General features: G+C 62.0%; 20 protein-coding genes and 4 tRNA genes. 2 read left to right on the top strand and 22 right to left on the bottom strand.

All coding sequences use genetic code 11. From position 1 onward, the window contains the following. Window positions 1-155: 155 nt before the first annotated feature. The 21 genes from LPB405_RS08020 to LPB405_RS07920 all read right to left on the bottom strand — a co-directional run bounded on the left by LPB405_RS08020 (window position 156) and on the right by LPB405_RS07920 (window position 22,606). Window positions 156-998 carry an ABC transporter ATP-binding protein gene (locus tag LPB405_RS08020; RefSeq protein ID WP_219101135.1) on the bottom strand — a complete coding sequence of 281 codons (843 nt, stop codon included), beginning with the start codon at window positions 996-998 and terminating at the stop codon, window positions 156-158. After that, a complete protein-coding gene (locus LPB405_RS08015) occupies window positions 998-2,104 on the bottom strand; it encodes a FecCD family ABC transporter permease (RefSeq protein WP_219101133.1) in 1,107 nt (368 codons plus the stop codon). The genes LPB405_RS08020 and LPB405_RS08015 overlap by 1 nt, the downstream gene beginning before the upstream one ends. Further along, window positions 2,104-3,171: a FecCD family ABC transporter permease gene (locus LPB405_RS08010; protein ID WP_083303488.1), complete on the bottom strand. Its 1,068-nt coding sequence runs from the start codon at window positions 3,169-3,171 to the stop codon at window positions 2,104-2,106. The genes LPB405_RS08015 and LPB405_RS08010 overlap by 1 nt, the downstream gene beginning before the upstream one ends. A gap of 143 nt (window positions 3,172-3,314) precedes the next feature. Next, window positions 3,315-4,361, bottom strand: coding sequence for a hypothetical protein (locus LPB405_RS08005; RefSeq protein WP_012903304.1), 1,047 nt, complete (start codon window positions 4,359-4,361; stop codon window positions 3,315-3,317). A gap of 198 nt (window positions 4,362-4,559) precedes the next feature. Beyond that, window positions 4,560-6,641 (bottom strand): peptidase, encoded by a 2,082-nt coding sequence (locus tag LPB405_RS08000; protein WP_219101131.1) that lies wholly within the window; start codon window positions 6,639-6,641, stop codon window positions 4,560-4,562. Between the two features lie 127 nt (window positions 6,642-6,768). Beyond that, window positions 6,769-7,827 carry an ABC transporter substrate-binding protein gene (locus tag LPB405_RS07995; protein WP_219101129.1) on the bottom strand — a complete coding sequence of 353 codons (1,059 nt, stop codon included), beginning with the start codon at window positions 7,825-7,827 and terminating at the stop codon, window positions 6,769-6,771. A gap of 388 nt (window positions 7,828-8,215) precedes the next feature. Then, window positions 8,216-8,917 carry a ribulose-phosphate 3-epimerase gene (gene rpe / locus LPB405_RS07990; RefSeq protein WP_219101127.1) on the bottom strand — a complete coding sequence of 234 codons (702 nt, stop codon included), beginning with the start codon at window positions 8,915-8,917 and terminating at the stop codon, window positions 8,216-8,218. A 54-nt stretch (window positions 8,918-8,971) separates the two neighbouring features. Then, window positions 8,972-10,957, bottom strand: a complete 1,986-nt coding sequence (locus LPB405_RS07985; RefSeq protein ID WP_219101125.1) for an RsmB/NOP family class I SAM-dependent RNA methyltransferase — start codon at window positions 10,955-10,957, stop codon at window positions 8,972-8,974. Next, the gene (gene fmt, locus LPB405_RS07980; RefSeq protein WP_219101123.1) at window positions 10,954-11,922 is read right to left on the bottom strand and encodes a methionyl-tRNA formyltransferase; all 969 of its coding nucleotides are present in this window, start codon (window positions 11,920-11,922) and stop codon (window positions 10,954-10,956) included. Before fmt ends, LPB405_RS07985 begins: the two co-directional genes overlap by 4 nt. Before the next feature lie 6 nt (window positions 11,923-11,928). After that, window positions 11,929-12,525, bottom strand: a complete 597-nt coding sequence (gene def, locus LPB405_RS07975) for a peptide deformylase (protein WP_219101121.1) — start codon at window positions 12,523-12,525, stop codon at window positions 11,929-11,931. A gap of 355 nt (window positions 12,526-12,880) precedes the next feature. Further along, window positions 12,881-13,729: a PD-(D/E)XK nuclease family protein gene (locus LPB405_RS07970; RefSeq protein ID WP_219101119.1), complete on the bottom strand. Its 849-nt coding sequence runs from the start codon at window positions 13,727-13,729 to the stop codon at window positions 12,881-12,883. Between the two features lie 108 nt (window positions 13,730-13,837). Beyond that, window positions 13,838-13,912: transfer RNA gene (locus LPB405_RS07965), tRNA-Val, on the bottom strand. A 581-nt stretch (window positions 13,913-14,493) separates the two neighbouring features. Next, a tRNA-Glu gene (locus tag LPB405_RS07960) sits at window positions 14,494-14,566 on the bottom strand. Between the two features lie 23 nt (window positions 14,567-14,589). Next, window positions 14,590-14,661, bottom strand: a tRNA-Gln gene (locus LPB405_RS07955). Between the two features lie 469 nt (window positions 14,662-15,130). Beyond that, window positions 15,131-15,206, bottom strand: a tRNA-Gly gene (locus LPB405_RS07950). Between the two features lie 263 nt (window positions 15,207-15,469). Continuing rightward, window positions 15,470-15,928 carry a hypothetical protein gene (locus LPB405_RS07945; protein ID WP_219101117.1) on the bottom strand — a complete coding sequence of 153 codons (459 nt, stop codon included), beginning with the start codon at window positions 15,926-15,928 and terminating at the stop codon, window positions 15,470-15,472. A 2-nt stretch (window positions 15,929-15,930) separates the two neighbouring features. Next, a complete protein-coding gene (gene gltX, locus LPB405_RS07940) occupies window positions 15,931-17,442 on the bottom strand; it encodes a glutamate--tRNA ligase (protein WP_219101115.1) in 1,512 nt (503 codons plus the stop codon). A 57-nt stretch (window positions 17,443-17,499) separates the two neighbouring features. After that, entirely contained in the window at window positions 17,500-18,252 is a 753-nt protein-coding gene (locus LPB405_RS07935) for a fumarylacetoacetate hydrolase family protein (protein WP_219101113.1), read from the bottom strand. Between the two features lie 221 nt (window positions 18,253-18,473). Continuing rightward, the gene (locus LPB405_RS07930) at window positions 18,474-19,571 is read right to left on the bottom strand and encodes a branched-chain amino acid aminotransferase (RefSeq protein WP_070593443.1); all 1,098 of its coding nucleotides are present in this window, start codon (window positions 19,569-19,571) and stop codon (window positions 18,474-18,476) included. A 428-nt stretch (window positions 19,572-19,999) separates the two neighbouring features. Continuing rightward, window positions 20,000-21,055, bottom strand: coding sequence for a 3-isopropylmalate dehydrogenase (locus LPB405_RS07925; RefSeq protein ID WP_219101111.1), 1,056 nt, complete (start codon window positions 21,053-21,055; stop codon window positions 20,000-20,002). Window positions 21,056-21,241: 186 nt separating this feature from the next. Continuing rightward, the gene (locus tag LPB405_RS07920; protein WP_219101109.1) at window positions 21,242-22,606 is read right to left on the bottom strand and encodes a hypothetical protein; all 1,365 of its coding nucleotides are present in this window, start codon (window positions 22,604-22,606) and stop codon (window positions 21,242-21,244) included. Between the two features lie 587 nt (window positions 22,607-23,193). Between LPB405_RS07920 and LPB405_RS07915 the strand changes: the two genes are divergently transcribed. Further along, window positions 23,194-24,633 carry a histidine kinase gene (locus LPB405_RS07915; RefSeq protein ID WP_219101108.1) on the top strand — a complete coding sequence of 480 codons (1,440 nt, stop codon included), beginning with the start codon at window positions 23,194-23,196 and terminating at the stop codon, window positions 24,631-24,633. Window positions 24,634-24,674: 41 nt separating this feature from the next. Next, window positions 24,675-25,517: a response regulator gene (locus LPB405_RS07910; RefSeq protein WP_219101106.1), complete on the top strand. Its 843-nt coding sequence runs from the start codon at window positions 24,675-24,677 to the stop codon at window positions 25,515-25,517. Between the two features lie 172 nt (window positions 25,518-25,689). On the opposite strand, the gene LPB405_RS07905 is transcribed toward LPB405_RS07910, so the two are convergent. Then, window positions 25,690-26,007: a nucleotidyltransferase family protein gene (locus LPB405_RS07905; protein ID WP_049345616.1), complete on the bottom strand. Its 318-nt coding sequence runs from the start codon at window positions 26,005-26,007 to the stop codon at window positions 25,690-25,692. Window positions 26,008-26,014: the final 7 nt, after the last annotated feature.

Raw genomic sequence — 26,014 nt, 5'->3', positions numbered from 1 at the left:
TGCGTCAAAGACGGGCGAGCACCGGGTAGGCGCCCTACGCGCAGGGGATCCTGGGTCCCTCAGATCCTAGCGTTCGCTGCTTGGCGCAATGCCGAGCTTTTCCACCCGTACTGAGACGGGTGGCGCAAACTCCCACGCGGCTTAGGGGCGAAAACTTATTTGCTTTCGCGGGCCGCCGAAATAGCGTCAGCGGCAATATGAATTGTTTGGTTCTCCTTCGGAATAACCAAAGGGGTACCAGTGCACGGATCAGGAATAATGACCGATTGCAGGTCAAAAACTTCCTGAATAAGTTCCGGTGTAATTATTGCACGCGGATCACCCTGAGCGATAATCCGGCCCTGCTTCATTAACACAACATGAGTAGCATACCTGAAAGCAAGGTTCAGGTCATGCAACACCACGGCTACAGTCCGGCCTTCGGAATGCAATTTCTTCGTCAGGTTCAGCACCTCAATCTGGTGCGTGATATCCAGGTAGGTGGTCGGCTCATCCAGCAGAATCAGCGGGGTCTGCTGCGCCAGGGTCATGGCAATCCACACACGCTGACGCTGACCGCCCGAAAGCGCCTCAATGGGACGCTCCGCAAGCTCCAGCACGTTCGCCGCCTGCATCGCCTCCACGCAGGCTCGCTCGTCCTCATCGGACCAGGAACGCAGCAGCGACTGGTGCGGGTAGCGGCCGCGCGCCACCACATCCGCCACGGTCACGCCGCTCGGCGCCTCCGGGGTCTGCGGCAGCATCGCCAGAATCTTAGCGATAGCGCGGGACTTCATCTGCGGCAGCGGGGTGCCGTCCAGGCGAACCTCACCCTTCTTGAGCGGGTTCACGCGGGCAAGAGCCTTCAAGGTGGTCGACTTGCCGCAGGCGTTCGGGCCCAGGATGACGGTCAGCTCCCCCTCCGGCACCTGAAAATCTACCCCGTTGAGCACCGTATGCTCACCGTAGGCAACCACCATGTTCTCGCCTTCAAGGCGGGTCGTCACACTAGTGTTCACTAGCTCTTCTTCCTTTCGAGGTAAATCAGGTAAATCAGGTACAGGCCACCAATCGCACCGGTCACCACACCCACCTGAATGATGCGTCCGGGAACGGCGAAACGGCCAATCAGGTCGGAGCCGAGCACCATGAGCGCGCCCATGAGTGCCGCGGAGGTGAAGCCCACCCCGCCACTGCGGGCGAGAGTCTTCGCGATGTGCGGTGCTGCCAGGGCGACGAAGGCAATCGGGCCGGTCGTCGCGGTCGCCAGCGAAACCAGAAGCACACCGATGAACAGAGCCGCCACACGGTACGCGTTCACGCTCACACCCAAACCGGATGCTACCTGGTCACCAAAACGAATCGCGCCCAGCGGGCGGACCAGCATCAGCAGCAGCGGAGTCACCACGAGCAGCAGACCCAGCAGCGCGTAGGTACGCTCCCAGGTGATGTCATTGAGCGAACCGGCAAGCCAGGACGCCGCGGTCTGCGCCTGAGTCAGCGAAGCACGCACCACCAGCAGCGAATTAAACGCCGCCAGGGTCGAACCCACGCCAATACCGACCAGCACCAGACGGAAACCGTGCAGACCCGTGCGGCGCGTCAACAACCACACCAGCACCGAGGTAGCCAAGCCACCAACCACAGCGCCCAGGGCAACCTCAACGGGGCCGGAATTGAACACAATAATCTGCAACAGCGCACCGGTCGCGGCACCATTCGTGAAACCGATAATATCCGGCGATCCCAGGGCATTACCCGAAATCACCTGGAAAATCGCACCCGACAGACCAAGTGCCGCACCCACCAGAAGCGCCGCCACAATACGCGCCGCACGCTGCTGAGCGAAAGCCACCGTAATCTGCTTGCCCTCACCCAGTAGCGCCGGGATCATCTTCTCCGGGGCGATCTTGTAGTCACCCTGCAACATGCCCCAAAACGCCAGTGCCGCAATCAGCACCACCAACGCCACATTCAGGATCAGCACACGCCACGGCACCTGAGCACTCACAGGACCGCGCACAGTCAGCACCGGGCGGCCACCCAAATCGCGGCCACGACGACGCGCCGAACGATTAGCGGAAGTGGTGGCAGTCGCCATCGAAAGAGCGGAAGAATTCGACATCAGAGAGCCTCCACCTTACGACGAGTCATCAAGAACAAGAACACCGGGGCACCGGCAAGAGTCGCCACAATACCCACCTGAGTCTCCTGCGGAGCCACCAGCACACGCGCCAACACGTCAGCACACAGCAGCCACACCGGACCCAACAGCGCCGAACCATAATTCACCCAGCGCACATCATTACCGAGCAGAGCACGCACCACAAACGGCACCGCCAAACCCACAAAACCAATCGGACCCACCGCAGCAGTCGCAGCACCGGCAAGCACCGTCACCGCCAGCAACGTCAAATTCTGGGTCGTACGCACACTCACGCCGAGGCTGGTCGCCGCCTCCTCGCCCATACTCAGAGCATTAATCGCAGGAGCCACAAAGAACGCCACCAGCACACCCAGCACAATCACCGGACCCACCGTCGACGCAATATCCATACCGCGGCCCTCCAGCGAACCGGCAACCCACACACGGAACTCGTTATACGCATCCTGATCAGCCAAAATCAGGCCCTGTGCAATCGCCGACAGCGCCGCAGAAATCGCCACACCCGCCAACGCAAGCTTCACAATCGACCCGTCACGACCACGACCCAGCGTGTACACCAGCACCGCAGCCAACGCGCCACCAATCGTCGCAGCAATCATGTACTGCCAAATACCCATCACACCAAAAACCACCACGGAAGCAATCACAGCCACCGCAGCACCGGCATTCACACCCATCAGGCCGGGCTCAGCCAACGGGTTACGGGTCAGCGACTGCATCAGCGAACCGGCAACAGCCAACGCCGCACCCGCCGCAAGACCCACCAGGGTACGCGGAATACGCTGCTCCATCACAATCGTCTGCGCCTGCTCAGAAGCAGTGCCATTAAAAACAGCCAGAACCTCATCCGGCGGAAGATTATTCGATCCGAACAGCAAAGAAGCAGCCACAGCACCCGCCAAAAGCACCGCAAACAAGAACAGAAAAGCCAGGCGCTTACCCAACTTCTGCCCCTGAATCACAGACCCCTGACGGGACGTACTCTCCTGCTGAACACCTCGGGACAATGAGCTCGTGCGGGCCACTATGCTCCTTATGCTCGATACAAGAAAACGGGGAGGCGCACCCGGCACCCCGCCGCAAGAGGGGGCACCCGGCACACCGGTAGATAATGAGAGAAACGCCGGAGCGGGCGGGTCACTCCCCCACCCGCATCCGACGTTAAGTCTTAGCGCTTACGGGTCAGCAGCAGCGCAGCGGCACCCACAATGCTTACGCCCAGAACCACCACGCCAATCCACGGGAACGCAGCACCGTAAGTCACGGTCTGAACGGTGGATGCGGTGTTAGCCGCGCCCGAAGCCGAAGCGCTCGGGCTCGACGCAGTACCGCGCGCAACAGCCGAAGAGGACGCGCTCGCCGAAGCGGTCGCCTTCTTCTTCTGAGCATCTGCCGAAGCAGAAGGCGCAGAGGAAGCATTAGAAGAACCAGAGGTAGTACCGGAAGAATCAGCCTCCGAGTTCAGGCGATCGTACTCTTCCTTGGTGATGGTGTTGCCATCAGCATCGGTGTAGACGGTCTCAGCGTCAGCCGCACCGTTTGCAGAACCGTTGGAAGAGCCGTTCGAGCCGCCATTGGACGAGGACTCGTTGGAGTCGTTAGAGCCCTGAGCGTCGTCTGCAGAGTCGGAGTTGTTAGAGTTCGAGCCGCCATTCGAGGAACCGCCGTTGCTCTTCGAGCTGGAAGAGCCGCGGTTCGAAGAAGACCCCGAAGAGTTCGAGGAGGAATTATCCGAACCGCCCTCACCCACCACGGTGAACTCGGGGCTACGGTTGGTGTACGCCTCGGTACCCAGGTACTTGCCGTCCTTATCGCGCTTCTCGCCGGTCGCGAGGAAACGCAGAGTGTGGGTGCCAGGGCCTACATCCGGCAGAACGAAGGAACCGGAGACGTTACCGTTCCCATCGCTCTTCTGCTGGTGCACCACGCAAGCGCCCTGAGCCGCATCGGAGGGGCACAGATCGCCGTCGTCAACCTTCACGGACACCACAGTGTTCGCGGGGAAGCCGCTCACGCTAAAGGAAATCACGCCGTGCTCATTCACCGAAGAAGAGACAGTCGAGGAGGTGCCGGGGGTAGATGCCTTCGCACCGCCCGGAGGCAGAGCGGAAGCGGTGCCAACGCCCAAGCCCAGCGCCAGGGTTGCGGCAGCGCAGGCGGTCAGCGCCTTAGAGGTCAGGGATGCCTTCGGGGCTCCCGAAAAAGGTGCACGCATGGTGGTCCTTTCAAAATTACCGGGGTCGAAGCTGAACGCTACCGGGTTCGTGTAGGTGAAGTTCAGTAGGTCGGTGCAGTTCAGCGGGTCGTGACCCGAGTGGTTCGTGGGGCACCCGGTCCACGCCCCTGTTCAAGGGTGCAGGGTCAAAACTGTGGAGCGTGGACCGGTGCCGATGTGAATGTGTGGTCAGAAAGCTTACTTCTTGGAGGTGCGCAGTAGCAGAGCCGCAGCCAAAACCACCAGACCAGCCGCCGAGAGCAGCAGGTTATTGGCGTTGTTGACCAGCCACTTGGTCAGACCGGTCAGCTCAGTACCCTCAATGGTCGGGCCCTGTGCCTTGGTGCCAGCGGCGGAGTTCTGGGAGCCCTGCGTGTTCTGCGAGTTCTTCGAACCGGCTGCGGCCTTCACAGCCTTCTTCGCCGAAGTGTCGACCTTCTGCAGGTTGGTTGCCAGGTTCTTCTGCGCGCCCTGAACCTTCGCCTTAGCCTGCACACGGTTCACGACCGGAGCGGTGCTCTGCGAGAGCGCGGCGAGGGATGCGTCCACGTCGGTGGCGCGGGTGCTGATGCGGCCGCCCGCGTTACGCATGGGCACAGGTGCCGTGGAGGTTGCGGTTGCCGGGTTCTCGTTCAGCTCTTCGACCAACTGGTCGGTGGCGTCCTGCTCATCGCGGGAAACGTCCTGACGAGGGGTAACAGCACGTTCCACGGTCATGTCAGCAAAACCGAGCACCGCATTTTCAGCGCCCTGGTTGCCGTTGTGCACAACCACGCGGTAGGTTGCGGCGGGCATGCTCACGCTGGTTTCGTAGCTGAAGCTGCGGTTGCCATCCAGACGCTTCCAGCCGGAGCCGTAGAGGGTCTGCGGGGAGTTGCCGAGGTAGGTCGCGGCGTACACCCAGGTGCCCGGTTCAGCGTTCGGCACGGTCACGGTCACGGTGGAGCCGTCACGGCTCACCTGCACGCCATTACCGTTAGTCAGTTCGGAGGCGTTGACCGGCTCGGGCGCGTCACCGGGGGCGTACTCGCCAATGGTGAAGGTCGTGTTGATGCCGCCCTGGCTGTTGGCGCCGCCGTAGGTTCCGGATCGGTCACCCTCACGCAGGCTACCGGTCAGCAGTCGCAGAGTGTGCTCACCGGAGGCGTACTTGGCGGCGTCTTCATCATTCTTGAAGGCTGCATTGTCGCGGGTGGGCAGGTCAATCCAGGTGTCGATATGGCCGTTTTCATCGGGGGTGATGACAGCCCAGATGGTGCGGTTATCGTTGACCGCGGTGGCGTCGTTACGGGATACCTTGCCGTCGTCAATCTTCAAGCCAATAACGGATGCTTTCTTATCCTCAGGGTTGCACCAGCCGTCACCGGTCAGGTGCAGCTTGCCGCCCTGAACCGCCTTGGGGTTCTCGATGGTCAGGCGCGGGGTGAAGGAGTCGCCAGCGGGGGCGCAGGTTTTCGAGTCTTCGCTGGGTGCGGGGGTAGGGTCTGCGGTTGCGCTCGGATCGGGGGTGGGCTCAGCAGTAACGCTCGGTTCCGCGGTGGGCTCAGCGGTGGGCGCAGCAGTCGCACTGGGCTCGGCGGTTGCAGAAGGCTCAGCGGTGGCGCTCGGCTCCGCAGAAGGCTCTGCAGTCGCAGAAGGCTCAGCGGTTGCGCTGGGCTCTGCGGTTGCGCTGGGCTCTGCGGTTGCGCTGGGTTCTGCGGTGGGTGCCGGGCTCGGAGCCTGGGCACTCAGCGTAATATTCTGCGACACAGATACACGACGGTCGTAGGTGTTGCCGTCCGCATCCACACCGCCCAGGGAGCCAGAAAGCACCTGAATACGGTGGCTGGTACCCTCCACGGTCCAGCCCTTGTTCTTCAGCTGCTCAGCGGTCAGACCGGTATTTTCGGGGGTCGGCAGGGATACCTCAACCTCGAAAGTGCCGTCCTCTTTAGCGGTTCCCATGAAGTTTGCGGGCGAGTTGCCGCCCTCCTTGGTGAGCGGGTTAATCGCCTGGTGAGCCTCATCCGGCAGGGCGTCGAGGAACTTCACAGCAAACACTGCGCCGCGGCCGGGAGCGGTGCTAGTGAAGCCGGTTCCGCGTAGCATGAGCTTACCTTCGCGCCACTTCTCGGTGGAGATGGTCACGGTAGCCTTATCCGCCTGCTGGGTGGCTGCGGGGGTGTCCGCGTAAGCGATGGTGGTGCCGGTCAGAGCGGCTCCGGGGGTGATGAGCGCGCCAGCGAGAGCCACGACGGCACCATAGCGGGCTGCGGTGCGTGCGGGTCGAGTTTCGGTCATTGTGGTCCTTGAGGATGGTGTGGTGGGTCGTGCATCCCCTTCCCGCCGCAAATCTAGGTTGCGGCGGGAAGGGGGTTCAGGAAGCTTCAGCGGGTGATTGCTTCACGGGGTGTTTAGAACGGGACGTTTAGAGCGGAAGCGCCTTCTTGACGTCTTCAACAATGCCGTTGAGCAGCAGCGGGCCGCCGGTGGAGGTCCACTTGGAGCCGTCCACGAGAATCACGTGGTCCTCCTTGACTGCCTTCAGGTTGGTGAAGCCGGAGGTTTCCTTCGCCTTATTCAGTGCTTCTTCGGCGCCCTGCAGGCCTGCGGAGCCCTGCGCGTTCGGGTTCTGCTGGCTTGCGCCGCCGAGGGTGCCCAGGAACATGTAGTCCGCGTCGATGGTTGCCAGGTTCTCCAGGGAGACGGGCTCGGAGTGGCCCTGACCGTTGCGGTCCTGTGCCTCGGGGCGCTTGAGGCCCAGGTCGTTGAGTACCTGGCCGGCGGGCAGTTCCTTGAGAATCAGGGCGGGGCCGTTGCCTGCCCAGCGGACGATGGAGAAGGTCTTGTCGCCGTACTTGGGGGCGAGCTGGTCCTTCAGCGCTGCGGCGCTTGCCTCGTATGCCTTGATGACCTCTTCGCCCTTGTCAACCATGTTCATGGCGTTGGCGACGTTGCGGAAGTTGATGCGCCAGTCGCCGCCCGCGTAGCCGCAGTAGACCACGGGGGCGATCTTCTTGAGGGTTTCGAAGGCGTCGGAGCGCTTGTCCACGCCGGTGGAGTCGACGAGGATCAGGTCGGGGTCAAGGTTGCCGATCTGCTCGTAGTTGACCTGGGCGACGGTGCCGATGATCTTTACGTCCTTGGCGCGGTCGGCGAGGTAGTTGGGTACGCCGGACTGGCCGCGGCCGGAGACGGAACCGACGGGGGTCACGCCGAGGGCGAGCAGGCCGTCAAGGGTGGGTTCGGAGAGGACGATAACCTTCTGCGGGTTGGCAGGAACTTCTACATTCTCGTCATCGATATCCTTGATGGTGCGGGTGCCGCTGTTACCGCCGGAAGTGGTGGTCGTGGTGGTCTCGCTGCTGCATGCCGCGAGGGCGAGAGCAGCCGATGAGGCGAGCGCCAGGCCGAAGAAGGCGCGGCGGTTAACGCCCGGTGCGCCCTGGTTTTCGGTGTCGGTCAGCTCGGTTCGGTTGAAAGACATAGTTCCCCCTAGATGTGACTAAACTATACCTAACCTTACAGATATCTGAGTGTTACATCAAGACGCGTTCTGTTTGTTTTCTCAGACCGTCAGGATGCCCGGTTTTGCCGCGGAATTCCGCGGGTAACATATTTCACTCTTTGTCACAGTCTTGCTGACACTATGTCGCTTAAATGGGTGGCTCTCCCCACCAGTTTTCGCTATGAATCTGCGGCAGTTGAGAAGCGTTGAGAAAGCAGAACACGCACAACGCCCCGCCGCGAAAAACCGCGACGGGGCGCTCTTCACAACGGGTCGTTGAGGCTTTATAGATGCCGGGCACCATTACTGGTGTGCATCGTTACTGCCCAGCACCATTATTAGCGGACACAGTTACCGGCGTGCACCGCTAGTGGCGACAACCACAACCGGTGCCGTAACGCTTGACCGATGCAGCCGCCGCACGCAGGGAGGCGATCGCCGCCTCCGGGCCGCCGAGTGCCTCGTCCACGCCGTAGACCGAGCTGCCGGCAACGAAGCAGGTTGCGCCCGCCTCCGCCGCACGCAGGATGGTCTCTTCGGTGATGCCGCCGTCCACCTGCACGGTCACCGGCAGGTTCGCGCCCTCAATCGCCTTGGCGGCGCGGGCAATCTTCGGCAGGGTCACATCCAGGAACGCCTGGCCGCCGAAGCCCGGTTCCACGGTCATAATTAGCAGCATATCCAGTTCGCTGAGCATGTCCAGGTAGGGTTCCACGGCGGTTGCCGGGCGCAGCGCCATACCCGCCTTCGCGCCCTCAGCACGCAGGGTGCGCGCCAGTTTGATGGGGGCGATAGCCGCCTCCGCGTGGAAGGTCACCGATTCGCAGCCCATGCTGGCGTATTCGGGTGCCCAGCGGTCGGCGTCCTCAATCATCAGGTGCACGTCGAACGGCACCGGGGAGATTTCGCGCAGACGCTTGACCACGGGCGGGCCCCAGGTGAGGTTGGGGACGAAGTGGTTGTCCATCACGTCAATATGCGCGGCGTCTGCGGTGGAAATGCGCTCCAGCTCGCGCTGCAGGTTCGCGAAATCCGCCGAGAGAATCGACGGGTTAATGGCAATACCCATGGGGTTCCTTTCAAATCCGTGCCGTATGGCGGATGATGCTAGGCGGTGAAGCGGCTAGTTCTTACGTAGCAGGGCGAGGAACATTGCGTCGGTTCCGTGCACGTGCGGCCACAGCTGCGCGGTGGTCGGGTTCTCCGAAGCCTTCACGACCGGCGCGCCCTTCTTGACCTTGATCTCGGGGGTGTGGCCGGGGTCCTTCTCCCCCGCCAGCACGCTCACGGGTTCGCCGTTTGCGCCTTCGGTGTGCAGGGCGACTTCGCGCAGTGCGGCGGCGGAGTCGAGCAGGCTGACCGCGCCGCTTTCGAGCACCTCGGCAACAATGTTCTGGGTTTCTGCCGCGTGCGGGGAGCATGTCACGTAGGCGATGACGCCGCCGGGGCGGGTCGCCTCAATGGCTGCGTCCAGGAGCTGACGCTGCAGGGGCAGCAGCTCGGCAATATCGCGCGGGGACTTGCGCCAACGCGCCTCGGGGCGGCGGCGCAGAGCACCCAGACCGGAGCAGGGCACATCGACCATCACGCGGTCGAAAAGCTGACCGGGTTCAATGGATCCGGGCAGGCTGGAGGCGTTCTTGCGCAGGGTCTCGCGGATCTGGCGGCCGTCGCCGGTAAGTACCGTGTAGCTGTCCTCGGGCAGGGGGCGCATGGAAGATTCCACGAGCTGGGCGCGGTGCGGTGCCGCCTCGTTAGCGACCAGGGATGCGCCGCGCTGAACACCGATAGCGCCGAGCAACGCCGCCTTACCGCCGGGGCCCGCGCACAGGTCGAGCCAGGCGGTGTCGGGGCCGTCCAGGGGGGCTGCGGCGAGCGCGCGAGCTACCAGCTGGGAACCGGCATCCTGGGCACGGACGGTGCCTTCACGTACGGATTCCAGGCGCGCCAAATCGCCGGAAGCATACAGTGCCGAACCTTCCACCAGCTCACCGTCGACGGCGCCCTGTTCGCGTGCCTCGTCGAGGCTACCCAGACCGGGCAGCGCAACCAGGTTCACCACGGGGGCGAGGTTGTCCGCTTCGAGCAGCTGCTCAATTTCGGAGGCGGGGCGACCGTGCGCGACGAGTGCCTGGCGCATGGAACGCACAATCCAGCCGGGGTGCGAGGCGAGCAGAGCCATTCGCTCGGTGTCGTCCTTCGCGTCCTCGATGATGAGTTCGTACCACTCTTCGGGGGTGCGCTCGGAGACGCGGCGCAGCACCGCGTTGATGAAGCTTGCCGGGCCCGCACCGATCTTTTCACGTGCCAGGGACACGCTCTGGTTCAGTGCCGCGTGGGCGGGAACGCGCATGTTCAGCAGCTGGTGCACGCCCATGCGCAGCACGATCAGGGTGGTGGTGCCGACCTTCTCGATGGGGCGGTCTACGCAGCGGCTGAGGATTGCGTCGTAGGTGCCCTGGTGGCGCAGCGTGCCGTAGGTCAGCTCGGTTGCAAAGCCTGCGTCGCGGTGGTCGAGGCGGTGGCTACGAATCGCCTTGGGCAACACGAGGTTTGCGTAGGCGTCAGATTCGGCAACGGAGCGCAGTACGTCGAAGACGGTTGCGCGTGCGGTGTCTGCGGTACGCGAGCGTGCGGAGGGTGCCGCCGCGGAGAATTCGCGGGCGGACATGGAGCGGCGGTTGCGTTCGTGGCCGCTCTTATTGCGCTGGGAGGTGCCGCCGCCACCGCGTTTGGTGTCATCGTGCTCGGTCTTGGCGCGGCGTGCGGCGCGTTCGACGCTGGTCAGGCCATCGAAGCGGCGACCGGTGCGCGATTCGCTGCGGGAGTTGTCGTCCCACTTCTGCGGGCGGCCCTGCGAGCTTTGATTCTGCGAACGCTGGTTCTGAGCGCGCTGATTCTGCGAACGCTGGGAATTCTGGGACTGCTGGCGGTTCTGCTCGCTCACACCAGAGCCGCTGCCAGCGCCGGAGCGGCGGCGACGCTTACGCTTCGCACCGCCCTCACCCTGGCCGCCACCCTGGTTGAACTTGCCGTTACCGGGCTTGCCATTGCCAGCGTGACCGGGCTTGCCGTGTCCTCCCTTGTAGGGGCGCTTTTCGTTGCTCATGCGAGTACCACCAGGCCTTCCGCCATGTCCTTGCCAGCGCCGCGAGCCCACGCGGGCGCATCCATCATTTTCTTACCGGCAGGCTGAACCTGCAGCAGCATCAGGGGTTCGGTACCGGTGCCGACCAGTACCTTCTTCGCGTGCAGACGCACCGCGCCGGGTGCGAGGGGGCCACCGTTCGCCTCGGTCAGGGACTGCACCAGGCGCTCATCGGCAACCGCCAGGCCACCGATCTTGAAGCGGTTTTCACCCAGTTCGCACCATGCGCCGGGTTCGGGGGTCACGCCGCGGAAGCGTGCCAGGATCTGCTCGGCGGGTTCGCTCCAGGTGAGGCGGCCGTCGGCAATGCTCATCTTGGAGGCGTAGCTGACCGACTCGTCCTCGACCTGCACGGTGCCGTTCTCGCCCGCTTCGAGGCGTTCGAAGGTGCGTTCAAGCAGTGCGCCGCCGCTGGTGGCGAGGCGCATCAGCACGGTGCCTGCGGTGTCGTCGGCGGCTACGGGGGTGGATTCCTGCTCGAAGGTGGGACCGGTGTCCAGGCCTTCTTCGAGCAGGAAGGTGGTGGAGAAAATTTCCTGCTCACCGGCGATGAGGGCGCGCTGCACGGGGGCGGCGCCGCGCCATGCGGGCAGCTTGGAGAAGTGCAGGTTCACCCAGCCGTAGCGCAGGGATTCGAGCGCGGACAGCGGCAGCAGGGCGCCGTAGGCGACCACGGCGGCAGCGGCAGCGTTCAGCTCGGCAATGGCCGCGGCGGCTTCGTCGTTCCAGCGGTTTGCTTTCACGATGGGCAGGCCGAGCTCTTCGGCACGCTGCGCCACCGGGGAGGGGGTGAGCACGCGCTTGCGGCCCACGGGGGCATCTTCACGGGTGAGCACGCCGACCACGCGCACCTTCTCGGAGTTCGCCAGGTAGTCGAGCGGTGGCACGGCAACGTCGGGGGTGCCTGCGTAAATAATGTTGAGCATGTGAGCCTACTTTCCGAAGCTACCGAAGGAGGAACCGGCACCGAACGCGCCACCCCCGCCGAAGGCACCGCCCACACGGGCTGCACGCTCGGTCACGGTCTTAGCGGCGACCGTGTTATAGTCTGCGGCGCGCAGGGCACGCATCACGCGCTGGCGGTCTTCACCCACGAGACGGTCGATGAAGAGCTTGCCGTGCAGGTGGTCGGTTTCATGCTGCAGCATGCGGGCGAACAGACCCTCACCCTCCAGCACGAGGGGTTCGCCGTGGCGGTCCACGCCGGTCACGCGCGCCCAGTTCTTGCGCGGGGTCGCGGACTTCTGGCCGGGCACGGACAGGCAGCCTTCGCCGCCTTCCTGGTCTTCTTCGCCGACTTCGAGCACGGGGTTGATGATGTAGCCTTCGCGGTCGTCAATGCCGCCGAAGGTGAAGATCTGCTTGGAGATGCCAATCTGCGGGCCGGCAAGGCCCACGCCGCCCACGTCGTACATGGTTTCTAGCATGTCGTCGATGAGTCGTGCCAGGTCGTCGTCGAAGACGGTGATGGGGTCGCAGACGCTGCGCAGCACCGGGTCGCCTACGGTGCGGATGCTCAGGATGGTCATGGTTCTCCTTTGCCGGCGGAGTGCCGGGAATGTGCTTACGGATTTCAATATGGCGGCAGAACTGCACCGATAGAACCTCGCGGGTGAAACTGCGCTGGCGGGCTCTCTCGGCAGGAGGGTTCTCCCAGTAGCGGGTTCTTCACAGCGGGTGCGCGGGCGCCGTTCTGCCTATTTGTTCTATTGTCGCCGATTCGGTAGCGCGAATCTAGAACGAATCGAGGCGCTGGGGGTGGAGGCGGCAGGGTGAGGGCTGAGCCTCACCTCCCTGGGCTCACCTCCTCGGGGGTTTGATCCTCTCCCCTACGCTCGCTACTCCCCTATACCGCCCAGTCTTCTAGTCGGCGGGGGTGCTGGCCTATGCCGTCGGCGGCGGCACTACCGGCATGAGCGCGGGGTCTTCAAATTCTTGAACCTGGCGGTCGAATTCCCAGACGCGGCGCAGGGCGCAGAACTTGTACCAGTTGCGTTCGAGCACGGCGGGGTTTGCCTGCTGCGGCAGTACTTGGGTTTCGCCGAGTGCCACGCCCATGAGGACGGGTGCGTCGCCGTATTTCCAAGGTTCCCAGGTGCCTTCATCGGGGTCGACGATGGATTCTTCGGCTTTGAGTCCGGCGACGAGCTGCATGACGACTTTTTCGTCGAGTGCTTTGACGCGGCCGCGTTTGTCGGTGCCTTTGGTTTTGTAGTCGATGATGCAGGTTCGGCCTGCGATTTCTGCGACCAGGTCGAGGGTGCCCGCGTAGCCGACGGTGTCGTTCCAGATGGTGACTTCGGCGGCGAGGGGGCGGGGTTTGAAGGCTTCCCACCATTCGTCGAAGCGGTCGGCGTAGGCTTGTTCGCCGTTGATGATGAGCTGTTCGCGGCTTTCGTCGAGGTTGTGTTCGCGGCCCATGGCGCGTAGGGCGACGGCTTCGGCGTAGTTGTGGACGCGGTCGCCTCGGGCGGCGGCTGCGTCGCGGTATCGTTCGGAGGCGCTGGCTGCGTCGCGGATGATGGCGAATTTGAGGCCGTGGGATCCGGTGGCGCGGTAGGTGCGCTGGTCTTCGAGGGCGGCTTTGGCTGCCATGTACCCGTGCCAGCCGCTGAGGTCGCTGGCGTGCTGCCCGATGACGGTGGTGATGGAGGGGACGAGGGGTTCTCCTCCGCGGACGCGCGCATACATGCGTCCGTAGTCGGTGGCTGCGGCGAGTTCGGGTGTTGTCACGGGGTACCTCATTCTCGGGTGGTTGTGTCCGCGGCTGGGTTTGTACTGCTTGTGGGCACAAATACCGGTGGGCATAATAAAACCCCCGTTCCTCGAAACGGGGGTTATTGGTGCGTGATACTGGGTTCGAACCAGTGACCTCTTCGGTGTGAACGAAGCGCGCTACCACTGCGCCAATCACGCTTACGGATAAGACTATACCGAGGCTTGGCGTGAAGGTCAAATTTTGCGCTCCCCTTTTTTCTTCCCGTTCCCTTCCCGCCGAGAAGCCACTTGTGTTTCGAAAAGCCACAAAAATGGTGGCTTTTCGAAACACTTGTGGCTTTTCGCTGAGTATGCGGCGGCACCACAGAGTCTAAGAGGTCTTCCGACCGGAGGTGGCTGCATGTTCAGTAATGACTTATGGACTCTGGTCATGAGTTACGGACTGTGGGGTTAGGTTAGCGTCTTCAGGGATAGCTTTTATCCATTGCTGAAGTCACTAAGTCATGGCTGAATCTCAATCCAGTTTTCGCTGGATAAACAAAAAAGCCTGGCTTCCGAAGAAACCAGGCTTTTTCCTAGTGGTGACCCCAACCGGGATGAACAGGTGACGGAGGGTGCATGATGCCGAGCGCGCGAGGAAATCCATCATGCCCCGGAGTGCCGCGACGTAAGGAGCGGCGCCGTGAGAGGCTCACGGCGGCACTGTAGAATCTGGACTCAGTTTTGCCCGATAAACAAATAAACCCCCAGTCAGAAGACTGAGGGTTTATTTCCTAGTGTGACCCCAACCGGATTTGAACCGGTGTTGCCGCCGTGAGAGGGCGGAGTACTAGGCCGCTATACGATGGGGCCGCAACCTCCATAGTGGAGGTTAGCTGGGATACCAGGACTCGAACCTAGAACAAAGGAACCAGAAACCTTCGTGTTGCCAATTACACCATATCCCATTACTCTATTGAGTTACCATTCCGATTTTTGCCTTTCGGCTTTTCACCGGAACGAGTAATAACTATACGGGTCTTTCTGGAGGCGTGCAAGCTGAAATCTGGAGAGCCGCCTCACATTCACGGTTTTATACCCGCTACTTCCGCGGAATTCCGGGGTTTTTGGGGTCGAAAAGTTTTTTAAATTTCTTCAAAAAGAGGGTTTTGGAGCCGATTTTACCCCCTCAAAACGACTTCAAGAGGACTCGGAGAGTAGTTTCAGCCGCTCCCCCACACGCTTTGCACCCTAAATTTTTTGAAGATTTTTTCTTCCCACCCTGCTTCCCCAGCAGCAAGCTCGCTAAAGCAGTCACTCCGGAAAAGATCACAAGACTCCTACCCGCTACCCTCACCTCCGAAGGCTAATAAGTTCTGGAGACATAAAACTTCTGGAGACAACGAAAAAGCCCCGAGGCGAACCTCGGGGCTTCAGTGGAGCGGTTGACGAGACTTGAACTCGCGACATCCACCTTGGCAAGGTGGTGCTCTACCAACTGAGCTACAACCGCATGTTTTCGCTTTGAACTTTTCAGCTCGTCGCAACAACAGGTACTACTATACGAGCCTTTGCCGGGGTACGCAAACCAAACTCTTGCCACACCCCCCAAAATGGAGCCAGATTCACCCCAATAAAACATACTGACTAGTAGTTTTACAGGAAACACCCATCACAAAAAATATTCTCAAATTTATGAAAAATCCCCTTATCCGCCGGGTTTCTTCAGACCTTTCGGTCGTCAGATTCCCGCTGGATAAGGGGACTCTCTAGAGCTTAGTCGCTGCTACCGCCGGAGTCGCCTCCACCGGAATCGCCGCCGCCAGAGTAGTCGGAGCTACTGTAGCTGCTGTAATCCGAACTGCTGGAGCTGCTGGAGCTTCCGGCGTCGAAGTCGCCCGCGTCCGGGTCGGGTCCCGGGTCCACGAAGTCGTCTTCGTCGTCCTCTTCACGCGAAGAGTCCGAGGTGTCTACGCCGTCAGACGAGCTACTCACGTCGCCACTGCGGGCGTGCCGTGCCTGAGCTTCTTGAGCGTTCAGGGCGGCGCGCGCCTCGAAGTAGGCGGTCACGTATCCGAAGGCTGCCGCAACGACAACAGCGACCACCATCAAGACGGACTTGTCCATGTTGGCGATGTACAGAATCAGCCAGATAATGCAGGCGTTGGTGAGCGCCATGAGGGTGCCCTTGAGCAGCGCCTTGCCGATGATGGATTGGTTATTCGGCTGGCTCATGGTTAGCTCAGTTCAGCGGCAAGCTTGCGCAGGCGCGCGAGGGAGGATTCCTTGCCCAGGATTTCCATGGATTCGAACAGCGGCGGGGAGATGCGCTCACCGGACACTGCGATGCGCACGGGGCCGAATGCGAGGCGCGGCTTGATTTCCAGGCCGTCGACGATTGCGGCGCGCAGGGCTGCCTCAATGTTGGCTGCGGTGAAGTCCTCGAGGGGCTCCAGAGCCTCGATAGCGGCGGCGAGGACCTGCGGTGCGGATTCCTTGAGCTGCTTGCGTGCGTCGTCTGCGGTGCTGATTTCTTCGTCAGCCTTGAAGAGGAATGCGAGCAGGCCGGGTGCTTCGCCGAGCAGCTGCATGCGCTCCTGAACGAGGGGGGCTGCTTCGGTGAGGATCTGCTCTTCACGCTCGGTGAGGGTTTCACCGAGTACGCCTGCAGCCTGCAGGTACGGGATGAGGCGGTCGCGGAAGTCCTTGGGGTCGAGCGCACGGATGTGGTCGCCGTTGATGGACTCTGCCTTCTTCACGTCGAAGCGTGCGGGGTTGGCGACAACGTCGTGTACGTCGAAGTGCTCGACGAGCTCGTCGATGCTGAAGACGTCCTGGTCTGCGGAGAGGGACCAGCCCAGCAGGGACAGGTAGTTCAGCAGGCCTTCCTTGATGAAGCCGGAGTCGCGCAGCAGGAAGAGGTTCGATTCGGGGTCGCGCTTGGAGAGCTTCTTGTTGCCCTGGCCCATGACGTAGGGCAGGTGGCCGAATTCGGGGATGAAGCTGGTCACGCCGGTGTCGATGAGTGCGCGGTAGAGCGCAATCTGACGCGGGGTGGAGGAGAGCAGGTCCTCACCGCGCAGCACGTGGGTGATGCCCATGAGTGCGTCGTCGACGGGGTTCACGAAGGTGTACAGCGGGTCGCCGTTGGAGCGGACGACCACGTAGTCGGGCACGGTACCGGCCTTGAAGGTGATTTCACCGCGAACGAGGTCGTTGAAGGTGATGTCTTCGTCGGGCATACGCAGGCGCCACACGGGCTTACGGCCCTCGGCGCGGTAGGCTTCCTTCTGCTCTTCGGTGAGGTTGCGGTCGTAGTTGTCGTAGCCGAGCTGCGGATCCTGACCGGCTGCCTTGCGGCGTTCCTTCACCTCGTCGGGGGTGGAGAAGTCTTCGTACACGTAGCCGCCTTCAACGAGCTTCTGGAAAATCTCGTTGTAGATGCCTGCGGTCTTACGCTCGGACTGGCGGTAGGGCTCGTGGGGGCCGCCGACGCCGACGCCTTCGTCCCAGTTGATGCCGAGCCAGTGCAGGGATTCGAGCACCTGGTTGAACGACTCTTCGGAGTCGCGTGCCGCGTCGGTGTCTTCGATGCGGAAGATCAGTTTGCCGCCGGTGTGGCGTGCGTACGCCCAGTTGAAGAGGGCGGTGCGGACCATGCCCACGTGCGGGGTGCCGGTGGGCGAGGGGCAGAAGCGGACGCGAGTGTCTGCGGGGCTGTTGAGTACGGGACCGTGGTATTCGGTCATGATGTCTCCTTGACGGTGTGTTTCAGGATGTACGTTACGTTTTTGGGTGCGGACTGCTTAGTCGCGCACGCGGGTGACGAGGGAGCCGATACCTTCGACTTCAACCTCTACTTCGTTGCCGTCGCGCAGTACGCTGATGCCGGCGGGGGTGCCGGTGAGCAGTACGTCGCCGGGCAGCAGGGTGAAGATTTCGGAGGCTGCGGCCACCTGTTCGGCCACGGAGTAGTGCATCTCGGAGGTGTTGCCCTCCTGCACGACGTCGCCATCGACCCAGGTGGTGATGTTCAGCGAGTCGGTGTCCAGGTCGGTTTCAATCCAGGGGCCGAGCGGGGTGGCGCCGTCGAAGCCCTTAGCGCGGGTCCACTGGCGGTCTTCGAGCAGGTCGCGGGCGGTGAGGTCATTGGCTACGGTGTAGCCGAAGATGACCTCGTGCACGCGCTCAAGAGGCACGGACTTGGCGATACGACCGATAATGACGGCGAGTTCACCTTCTGCGCTGACGGCTTCGGAGTACTCGGGCAGGGTCACGGGGTCGCCGGGGCCGATGACGGTGGTGTTGGGCTTGAGGAAGAACTGCGGGGAGGCGGGCGCCTCGGTTCCTGCCCAGTTTGCGATCGCTCCAATCACCTTGGAGCGGGGGATGATCGGGGCGAGCAGACGCACCTGATCGATGGGGTAGGTCGTGCCGGTCGGTTCGACGCCCGAGTAGAAGGGGTCGCCGGCGATGACGCGCAGGGTTTCTTCGCCTGCGTCGCCTTCTACCAGCCCGAAGTGGAGCTCATTATTTACGGTAAATCGTGCAATACGCATACTTTCTAGGGTACCAGCCTTCGAGGGCGCGGGCGGCGGGCGGAATTGGCGGGGCAGGTTTTAGCGGGCACAGCGAATCCCCGCGGGGTTCAACGCTATTAGGTTCGGCGGGGTGCGCCTCCCCTCCCCTATATTGCCGGGCACAGCGAATCCCCGCGGGTGTGCGTTCCGGGTGCGGGCGCATCCTGCGGGGATTTCGCGGGTTACGTTAGATTCACGTTTTAGATGAGGCGGGTCATCCAGCCGTGGCGGTCCTCAACGGTGCCGAGCTGAATGCCGACGAGCTCTTCGCGCAGGCTCTTGGAGATTTCGCCGAAGTGCTCGGTGGGTGCCGGGATTTCGAAGTCTTCTGCCTTGAGCTTGCCGATGGGTGCGACCACTGCTGCGGTGCCGCAGGCGAAGATTTCGGTGATGTCGCCGTTTGCCACGCCTTCACGCCATTCGGTGAGGGTGATTGCGCGCTCTTCGACGGTCATGCCGCGGTCCTTGGCGAGCTGAATCAGGGAGGAGCGGGTCACACCTTCGAGGATGGTGCCGGTCAGTTCGGGGGTGACGATCTTGTTTTCCTTGCCGAAGACGAAGAAGACGTTCATGCCGCCGAGCTCTTCGATGGCGTCGCCGCGGTGCGGGTCCTTGAAGATGACCTGCTTGCAGCCGTGCTTTTCGCCTTCGGTCTGGGCGATCATCGATGCCGCGTAGTTGCCGCCGCACTTTGCCGCACCGGTGCCGCCTTCGCCTGCGCGGGCGTAGGTGGTGGAGAGCCAGATGTCTACGGGTTCGGGGGTACCGAAGTAGTTACCTGCGGGCGAGCCGATGACGTGGTACTGCACGTGCTTTGCGGGGCGCACGCCGAGGTACGCCTCGGTTGCGATCATGAAGGGGCGGAAGTAGAAGGCTTCACCGTCGCCGGTGGGTACCCATGCTTCGTCTGCCTTGACGAGTTCGCGCAGGGATTCGACGAACAGTTCTGCGGGCAGTTCGGGCAGGGAGAGGCGGTGTGCGGAGCGTGCGAAACGTTCTGCGTTCTTTTCGGGGCGGAAGGTCCATACGGAGCCGTCAGCGTGGCGGTAGCCCTTGACGCCTTCGAAGATTTCCTGGCCGTAGTGGAAGACAGCGGAGGCGGGATCGAGGGTCAGCGGGCCGTAGGGGTGAACTCGTGCGTCGTACCAGGTGCCGCCGGTCTTGTAGTCGCCTTCCCAGTCGATGGTGACCATGTGGTCGCTGAAGTAGTCACCGAAGCCGGGGTTTGCAAGGATTTCGGCGCGGCGTTCGGCGGTGGCGGGTGACTGGTTTGCTTCGTGGCTAAATTCGGTTGCCATCGTTCTGCGTTCCTCTTCGTCTAGTTGCCTCTGTGGGCGTTCTTTGAGTGGCGGTTCTCGCGGCGGGGCGAGGGACCGGTGTGTGCCGCCGGGCGCGTTGTCGTGCGGGGCAGATGGTGCATCTAGCGGTCTGTGCTAGTCGGATGCATCAAAGCTAGTGGTGGATGGTGTCCACCGCCGAGGTGCCGGGCGGGTGTGCCTGACCTGTTTTAGAGTACCGGAAAGATGAGTTTGCCGCATGCGCACCTTTTCTCCCATTCAGGATGTGAACAGGGGCTACGCGGTGAAGGTATGGGTGAAGCCCGGAAGGTGTGTTCCTTCCGGGCTTCTTCCCTTGTAAGCTCCACGAGCGTAGTTTGCTCAGCTGCTACGGCAGATGAGTTTTAGCCGCGCCAGTATTAATCGAGCGAGCTTTAGCCGCACGAGCTTTAGCCGAGGCGTGCGAGCACGTCCGCACCGACCTGATCGGTTCCGCGCACGCTCGCGCCGTTCTCGCGCATATCTGCCTCAACAGCGTCCTCAATGCGGGCTGCGGCGGCATCGTGGCCGAGGTGACGCAGCAGCATCGCGCCGGCGAGGATTGCGGCGGTGGGGTTTGCCTTGTTCTGGCGGGCGATGTCCGGTGCGGAGCCGTGTACGGGCTCGAACATGGAGGGGAACTCGCCGACGGCGTTGATGTTACCGCTTGCCGCGTAGCCGATACCGCCGGTCACTGCACCGGCGAGGTCGGTGATGATGTCGCCGAAGAGGTTGTCGGTGACAATCACGTCGAAGCGGGCGGGGTCGGTGACCATGAAGATGGTGGTCGCGTCAATGTGCAGGTAGTCGGTCTCGACCTCGGGGAATTCAGCCGCGATTTCGGTGAAGTAGCGGTTGTAGAGGCGACCGGCGTGGGTAAGCACGTTGGTCTTGTGCACGAGGGTGACCTTCTTGCGGCGGGTGGATGCCAGCTTGAAGGCGTAGCGCACCAGGCGCTCCACACCGTGTGCGGTGTTGAGGGAAACTTCGGTGGCAATTTCGTGCGAGGTGCCGCCGCGGATGACGCCGCCGTTGCCAATGTAGGGGCCTTCGGTGCCTTCACGCACGACGACGAAGTCGATGTTGCCGGGGTTGGCGAGCGGGGAGACTGCGCCGGGGTACAGGCGGGAGGGGCGCAGGTTGATGTAGTGGTCGAAGGCGAAGCGTAGCTTCAGGAGCATTTCGCGTTCGATGAGGCCGGAGGGAATCTTGCCGCTGCGCGGGTCTGCACCGATGGCGCCAAAGAGGATCGCGTCGTGCTGCTTGAGGGCGTCCATGGTGGAGTCGGGCAGGGTTTCACCGGTTTCCAGCCAGTGCTCGGCGCCGAGCTTGTAGTGGGTGGGGGTTACGGTGATGTTTTCGAGCTCGCAGGCGCGGGTGAGGATGCGCTGGGCTTCGGTAATGATTTCGGGGCCGATGCCGTCGCCGGGGATGACGGCAAGGTCGATGCTACGTGCTTCAGTCATGCCTCTACCGTAATACGCGCCGCGGGTGGGCGGTAGAGTGGGCGGGCGGGTTCTCAGACTCTGGGCTAGGGAGGGGTGGGATAGATGGATACTACCGGTTAAAACAATATTCCCCGGCTGAATCATCAGCCGGGGAATATCGTTACGAGTTCTCACTCAGAGTTAGAGCCCTAAAGGTCTATGCAATTACGCGGTGCGCTTGCAGAGGGAGACCTTGACGTAGCCGTTGCCACGAGCGCCACGTTCGGTCGGAGCGTTACCTGCGGACTCGATGGAGCCACCGGAAACACCGGGAGCAACGTAGGAGCCACCAGCGCCACCGCCGCCACCGAACTGTGCGAAGCCAACGTTCTGGCGCAGACCGTTGGGGTTGTTGTTCCACTTCTGGGTCAGAACGATTGCGGAGGAGGAGGTAGAAGCACCGGAGCCACCGCCACCGTAGCCTGCGCCACCACCTGCGGAGATGACGGACTCGTAGCCGTTGAAGTTGAAGCCGATGGATTCGTACTCGAGAGCGTAGCCCTTACCGTTCTTGGTGCCCTCTTCCTTCTTGGTGCGATCGTTGTTGTCGATCAGGTAGGAGTAGGAGCCAACGCCGTCGCCACCGTTACCCTTGAAGCCGTCGCCACCCTGGTTACCGGACTTGGAGGAAGCGTAGATTTCCTGGTTGTTAGCGGAGGAGTAGCCCAGAACGCCGTTGGGGGACTTGCCGGAGGGCAGGTCGGTCTTGGAACCACCGTTACCACCGATACCTGCGGAGCCACCCTCACCTGCGTTAACAGTGGTGGTGACGGAGGTGTCAGCAGCGTAGGTCAGTGCACCCTGCTTACCTGCGGAACCTTCTGCACCATCAGCGGAACCACCGGTGGAACCGATAACGGGGTACACGTTGCGCTTTGCGCCGGAGGGCCACAGGCGACCTGCGTCAACTGCGCCAGCCGCAGCGTACTGCTCGTTGTTGTTAGCGCCACCGGAGTTCACGAAGCCAGCGCCACCGCCGCCACCTGCAACTGCAACGGGGGTACCGTTGATAACCAGAGCGGAGGAGCCACCACCGGATGCGGAGTAGATGATGCGCTTCAGGCTGGAGTCCTTCGACCAAATAGCGTTGACGCGCTGCATGACGCTTGCGGGGATGGGGGTGGGCAGGTTGGAGGAACCGCCGTTACCGTAGCCCTCGCCACCCTCTGCGGGGGACAGGGGGCCCTTACCGATACCACCGGCTGCGCCGATGAGCTGAACGGTCTGGCCGGGCTTGACCTCGATGATACCGGTGATCTTAGCACCGGAGCCTGCTGCGATATCGTCGTAGTTGGTACCACCAGCGCCACCGACAACCTCGAACTTGATCTTGTCGACCAGCGGGGGAACGACGAAGGACTGGGTGCCCTTAGCACCCGAAGCGTTACCTTCAGCGGTGTAAGCTGCGGTGGACTCCCACTCACATTCGGTGGAGGAAGCAAAAGCGGGAACTGCAGCAGATGCTGCGACAACCGGAGCAGCCCATGCTGCGCCAGCGACAACCTTGCGGCGAGAAATGTTAGTAGACATGTATGTCCTTCGAGAGTGATGTCATTTTGAGGAATAAAAGTTATCACCCGCCGTCGTGCACGGCGAAGAACGTCACCTGATGAGATTCGAGTGAGTGAAGTAGGCTTGCGCCTAACCTCTGGTGATAACGACATAATGCTGTAACCGGTCCCCTGCATAGGGACTTTCGCGTTTCAGAGCGCTTGGTGTTCACTCTGCGAGGCCTTGCCTCCTGGACGCAGAATTTCGGTACAGCCAAAACTATACCCATCAAAGACCTGTACCGCAATGGTTCCAAAAATGGTTTGATGAGGGGGTTTCCCTTAAACTCTCCGCCTTGGTTGAAGGTTTTTCAACCAAAATAGGTTACTTAAGGGAGTTTCAAGTCTCTTAAACTCGAATTCGAACCCCATACAATCCCAAACTCTCAAGTTTTAGTTGAAAGAATATTTTTCAAAAAAGTAACTAAGGTCACTAAAAATAGCTATTTTCGGCGTGTCATACTCACTCAAGCACACAACCCCACACGCAAACCCACAGAATATTCCTGCATGTGAGAGCAAAAAGAGGCCCCCAACCTCGCCCCACCACCCCGATACACTGGAAACATGCCCCACAAGCGCACCGAACCCCAGCAGAACCCACAGCACAGCACAGAGACAGCCGAACCCGGCTACGCCGTAACGAAAACCCGCGGCACCTCAGAAAGCAACGACCTGCCCGCCGACGCAATCACCGCCTCCAGCCGCGTGCAAAGCTACCTCAGAGACAAGCGCAGCTGGATGAACGTCCTCGTCGTCGCACACATGCAATTCTTCTGCTGCGTGCTCTCCGTTGCCTTCATCAACGGCTACGGCTGGATCCCGGTCATCTCTGCACTCGGTAGCACCACCGCGCTCTACTTCCGCTACCGATTCCCCTACGGCAGTATCTACGTGGTCATCGCGGCGCTCTGCCTCACCCTCGTGTCCCCCTTCCCCGATTCACTCGCCCTCACCTGCTACCCGCCGGTCAGCCTCGCCGCCTACCATATCGGCAGGCACTGGACCCGCCGCGCCCGCTTCCGCGGCCTCATTCTCGGCTGGGTCGGCGCACTCGCCGTCACCGTGCAGGCATCACTCTCATTCCTCTACCACTGGGACGACATACCCGCCCGCATCTTCATCTCCCTGATGCTCGGCGTTCTCTGCGGATCCATCTTCACCGTCTTCTGGTTCCTCGGCGACTCCCGCCGCATGCGCGAACTGCGCAGCGAAGAGTTCGAAGAACGCGCCCGCCGCCTCGAATACGAGCAGGAACAGGAACGCCGCCTTGCCGCGCAGGACGAACGCACCCGCATCGCCCGCGAAATGCACGATATTGTGGCGCACTCGCTCTCCAGCATTATTTCCCAGGCGGACGGGGCACGCTACGCCGCCGCGAGCGCCCGCACCGCACGCGCACAGCAAACGCAACAGGCAGAGCAGTCGGGTCAGGCTGAGCAGTCGGGTCAGGTTCAGCAGCAGAGCACACCGGATATTGCCGAGCAGACCCTCGAACTCATCGCAGATACGGCACGCGACTCCCTCACCCAGATGCGTTCCCTACTCGGGCTACTCCGCACGGACGAGGCAACCGCCTACGCGCCCGTGCCCACCCTCAGCGACGTGCCCGCCCTCGTGGAGCAGAGCCGCCGCGCCGGGCTACCCGTCACCTTCACCGGAATCACCGGCACCATGGCACGCACCCTGCCGCAGGGTGCCGAGCTGGCGGCGTACCGCACCGTGCAGGAGGCGCTCACCAACGCACTCAAGCACTCCCCCGGCGCGGCAACCACCGTCACCATTCACTGGAGTGAGGACGGTCTGCAGTTGCGGGTGCAGAACGACCCGGTTTCCTCTGTTTCCTCTGCCGTAAATCAGCGCGCCAGCAGCCCGGTACCCGGTAGCGGTAACGGTCTGCGCGGCATGAGCGAGCGCATCGCCCTCTACCACGGCGTCCTCACCTACGGTCTGCAACCCGACGGCGGCTGGCTCGTTGAGGCGGCGCTGCCCTACCGCGACCTCTAATACCCGTGCCCTCTACTACCTCGTAATCTAGGATTGAAACTATGTACTCTTCTGCACCACAGACCACCCAGCCGATTCGCGTGATGCTCGTTGACGACCAGCGCCTAGTGCGCGGCGGCTTGAGCATGCTCGTCAACTCCCAGCCAGACCTGCAGGTCGTTATGGAGGCTGATGACGGTCTGGCGGCGATTGACGTTTTTGACCGCATGGTGTCTGAGAAGCAGGCGCCGCAGGTCATCCTCATGGATGTGCGCATGCCGCACTGCGACGGCCTGGAGGCGGCGCGCCGCATCCTGGAGCGTGACGGCGAGCGTGAAGTTTCCGAGGATGAGCGGGTGCGCATTATCATGCTCACGACTTTCGATATTGATGAGTACGTGTATTCGGCGGTGCGTGCCGGTGCGAGCGGTTTCTTGTTGAAGGACACCCCGCCGGAGCAGCTGCTGGAGGCGATTCGTACGGTGCACCGCGGCGATGCGGTGATTGCGCCGTCTGCAACTCGCCGTCTGTTGGAGCAGATGATTCCGGTGCTGGACTCCCCCGCTCCTGTTGTTCCTACCGCTCCTGCCGCCGAGTCTGTTCCTGCTATTCCCCCGGCTGCTGGTTCTGAGCTTCCTAAGGCGACGTTTATTCCGGCTGAGCATGCAAGCTTTGAGCCTGTGCAGGATTATCCGCATCGTGAGTTGATTGAGCAGTTGTCGCCGCGTGAGTTTGAGGTGCTGGGTTTGATCGCGCGTGGCTTGTCGAATGCGGAGATTACGCGGGAGTTGGTACTGTCGGAGGCGACGGTGAAGACGCATGTGTCGCATGTGTTGGCGAAGTTGGGTGCGCGTGATCGTGTGCAGGCGGTCATTATGGCGTATGAGGCGGGTATCGCCCACTAGCGCTCCCTTATATAAGGGCACAGCAGAATAGAGAGCACGGCAGACTAGAGGACACAGCGAAGCCCCGGCGGGCGCCTCCTGATCGAGGCACCCTCCGGGGCTCTTTAGTTAAGTAGTTTCTTCTATCTCGTCGATGATTCGTTCAAAGTCGCTCATCAGCTCAGGCAACTTCTTATAGCGGCAACTCCACCATGTCCGGTTCTGCTTCCGCATAGATGCGGGGGCGCAACCGGGTGACCATATCAACGCTACGGCCGGTCAGCTGTTCAATGCGGTGCTGAGCATCCACCATCTGCATGAACTCGTCAAAAGGGGCCGCCCCCGGCATCTGCACCAGAAAATCCAGGTCGCTGGTTTCGGTCAGCTCACCGCGGGCGGCGCTGCCGAAGAGTCGGGCACGGCGCACACCAGCGTCACGGAGGATCTGAAGAACCTCCGCTTCATGGGGTAGCGTGTACCCGCGACGCAGATTGGGGTGGCTAGTACTCATACACCCA

Origin of the sequence: Rothia mucilaginosa, from assembly GCF_019334805.1 — a bacterium.
GTDB lineage: Bacteria > Actinomycetota > Actinomycetes > Actinomycetales > Micrococcaceae > Rothia > Rothia mucilaginosa_C.
The sequence above is the reverse complement of the archived record's forward strand: the minus strand, read 5'-3'. Positions and strand labels throughout refer to the sequence as shown.

What these genes read in the sequence shown, in the direction of transcription:
- LPB405_RS08015 (WP_219101133.1), bottom strand. Translation starts at nt 2,104, where the DNA reads ATGTCGAATTCTTCCGCTCTTTCGATGGCGACTGCCACCACTTCCGCT.
- LPB405_RS08005 (WP_012903304.1), bottom strand. Translation starts at nt 4,361, where the DNA reads ATGCGTGCACCTTTTTCGGGAGCCCCGAAGGCATCCCTGACCTCTAAG.
- LPB405_RS08000 (WP_219101131.1), bottom strand. Translation starts at nt 6,641, where the DNA reads ATGACCGAAACTCGACCCGCACGCACCGCAGCCCGCTATGGTGCCGTC.
- LPB405_RS07995 (WP_219101129.1), bottom strand. Translation starts at nt 7,827, where the DNA reads ATGTCTTTCAACCGAACCGAGCTGACCGACACCGAAAACCAGGGCGCA.
- rpe (WP_219101127.1), bottom strand. Translation starts at nt 8,917, where the DNA reads ATGGGTATTGCCATTAACCCGTCGATTCTCTCGGCGGATTTCGCGAAC.
- LPB405_RS07985 (WP_219101125.1), bottom strand. Translation starts at nt 10,957, where the DNA reads ATGAGCAACGAAAAGCGCCCCTACAAGGGAGGACACGGCAAGCCCGGT.
- fmt (WP_219101123.1), bottom strand. Translation starts at nt 11,922, where the DNA reads ATGCTCAACATTATTTACGCAGGCACCCCCGACGTTGCCGTGCCACCG.
- def (WP_219101121.1), bottom strand. Translation starts at nt 12,525, where the DNA reads ATGACCATCCTGAGCATCCGCACCGTAGGCGACCCGGTGCTGCGCAGC.
- LPB405_RS07945 (WP_219101117.1), bottom strand. Translation starts at nt 15,928, where the DNA reads ATGAGCCAGCCGAATAACCAATCCATCATCGGCAAGGCGCTGCTCAAG.
- gltX (WP_219101115.1), bottom strand. Translation starts at nt 17,442, where the DNA reads ATGACCGAATACCACGGTCCCGTACTCAACAGCCCCGCAGACACTCGC.
- LPB405_RS07935 (WP_219101113.1), bottom strand. Translation starts at nt 18,252, where the DNA reads ATGCGTATTGCACGATTTACCGTAAATAATGAGCTCCACTTCGGGCTG.
- LPB405_RS07930 (WP_070593443.1), bottom strand. Translation starts at nt 19,571, where the DNA reads ATGGCAACCGAATTTAGCCACGAAGCAAACCAGTCACCCGCCACCGCC.
- LPB405_RS07925 (WP_219101111.1), bottom strand. Translation starts at nt 21,055, where the DNA reads ATGACTGAAGCACGTAGCATCGACCTTGCCGTCATCCCCGGCGACGGC.
- LPB405_RS07920 (WP_219101109.1), bottom strand. Translation starts at nt 22,606, where the DNA reads ATGTCTACTAACATTTCTCGCCGCAAGGTTGTCGCTGGCGCAGCATGG.
- LPB405_RS07915 (WP_219101108.1), top strand. Translation starts at nt 23,194, where the DNA reads ATGCCCCACAAGCGCACCGAACCCCAGCAGAACCCACAGCACAGCACA.
- LPB405_RS07910 (WP_219101106.1), top strand. Translation starts at nt 24,675, where the DNA reads ATGTACTCTTCTGCACCACAGACCACCCAGCCGATTCGCGTGATGCTC.
- LPB405_RS07905 (WP_049345616.1), bottom strand. Translation starts at nt 26,007, where the DNA reads ATGAGTACTAGCCACCCCAATCTGCGTCGCGGGTACACGCTACCCCAT.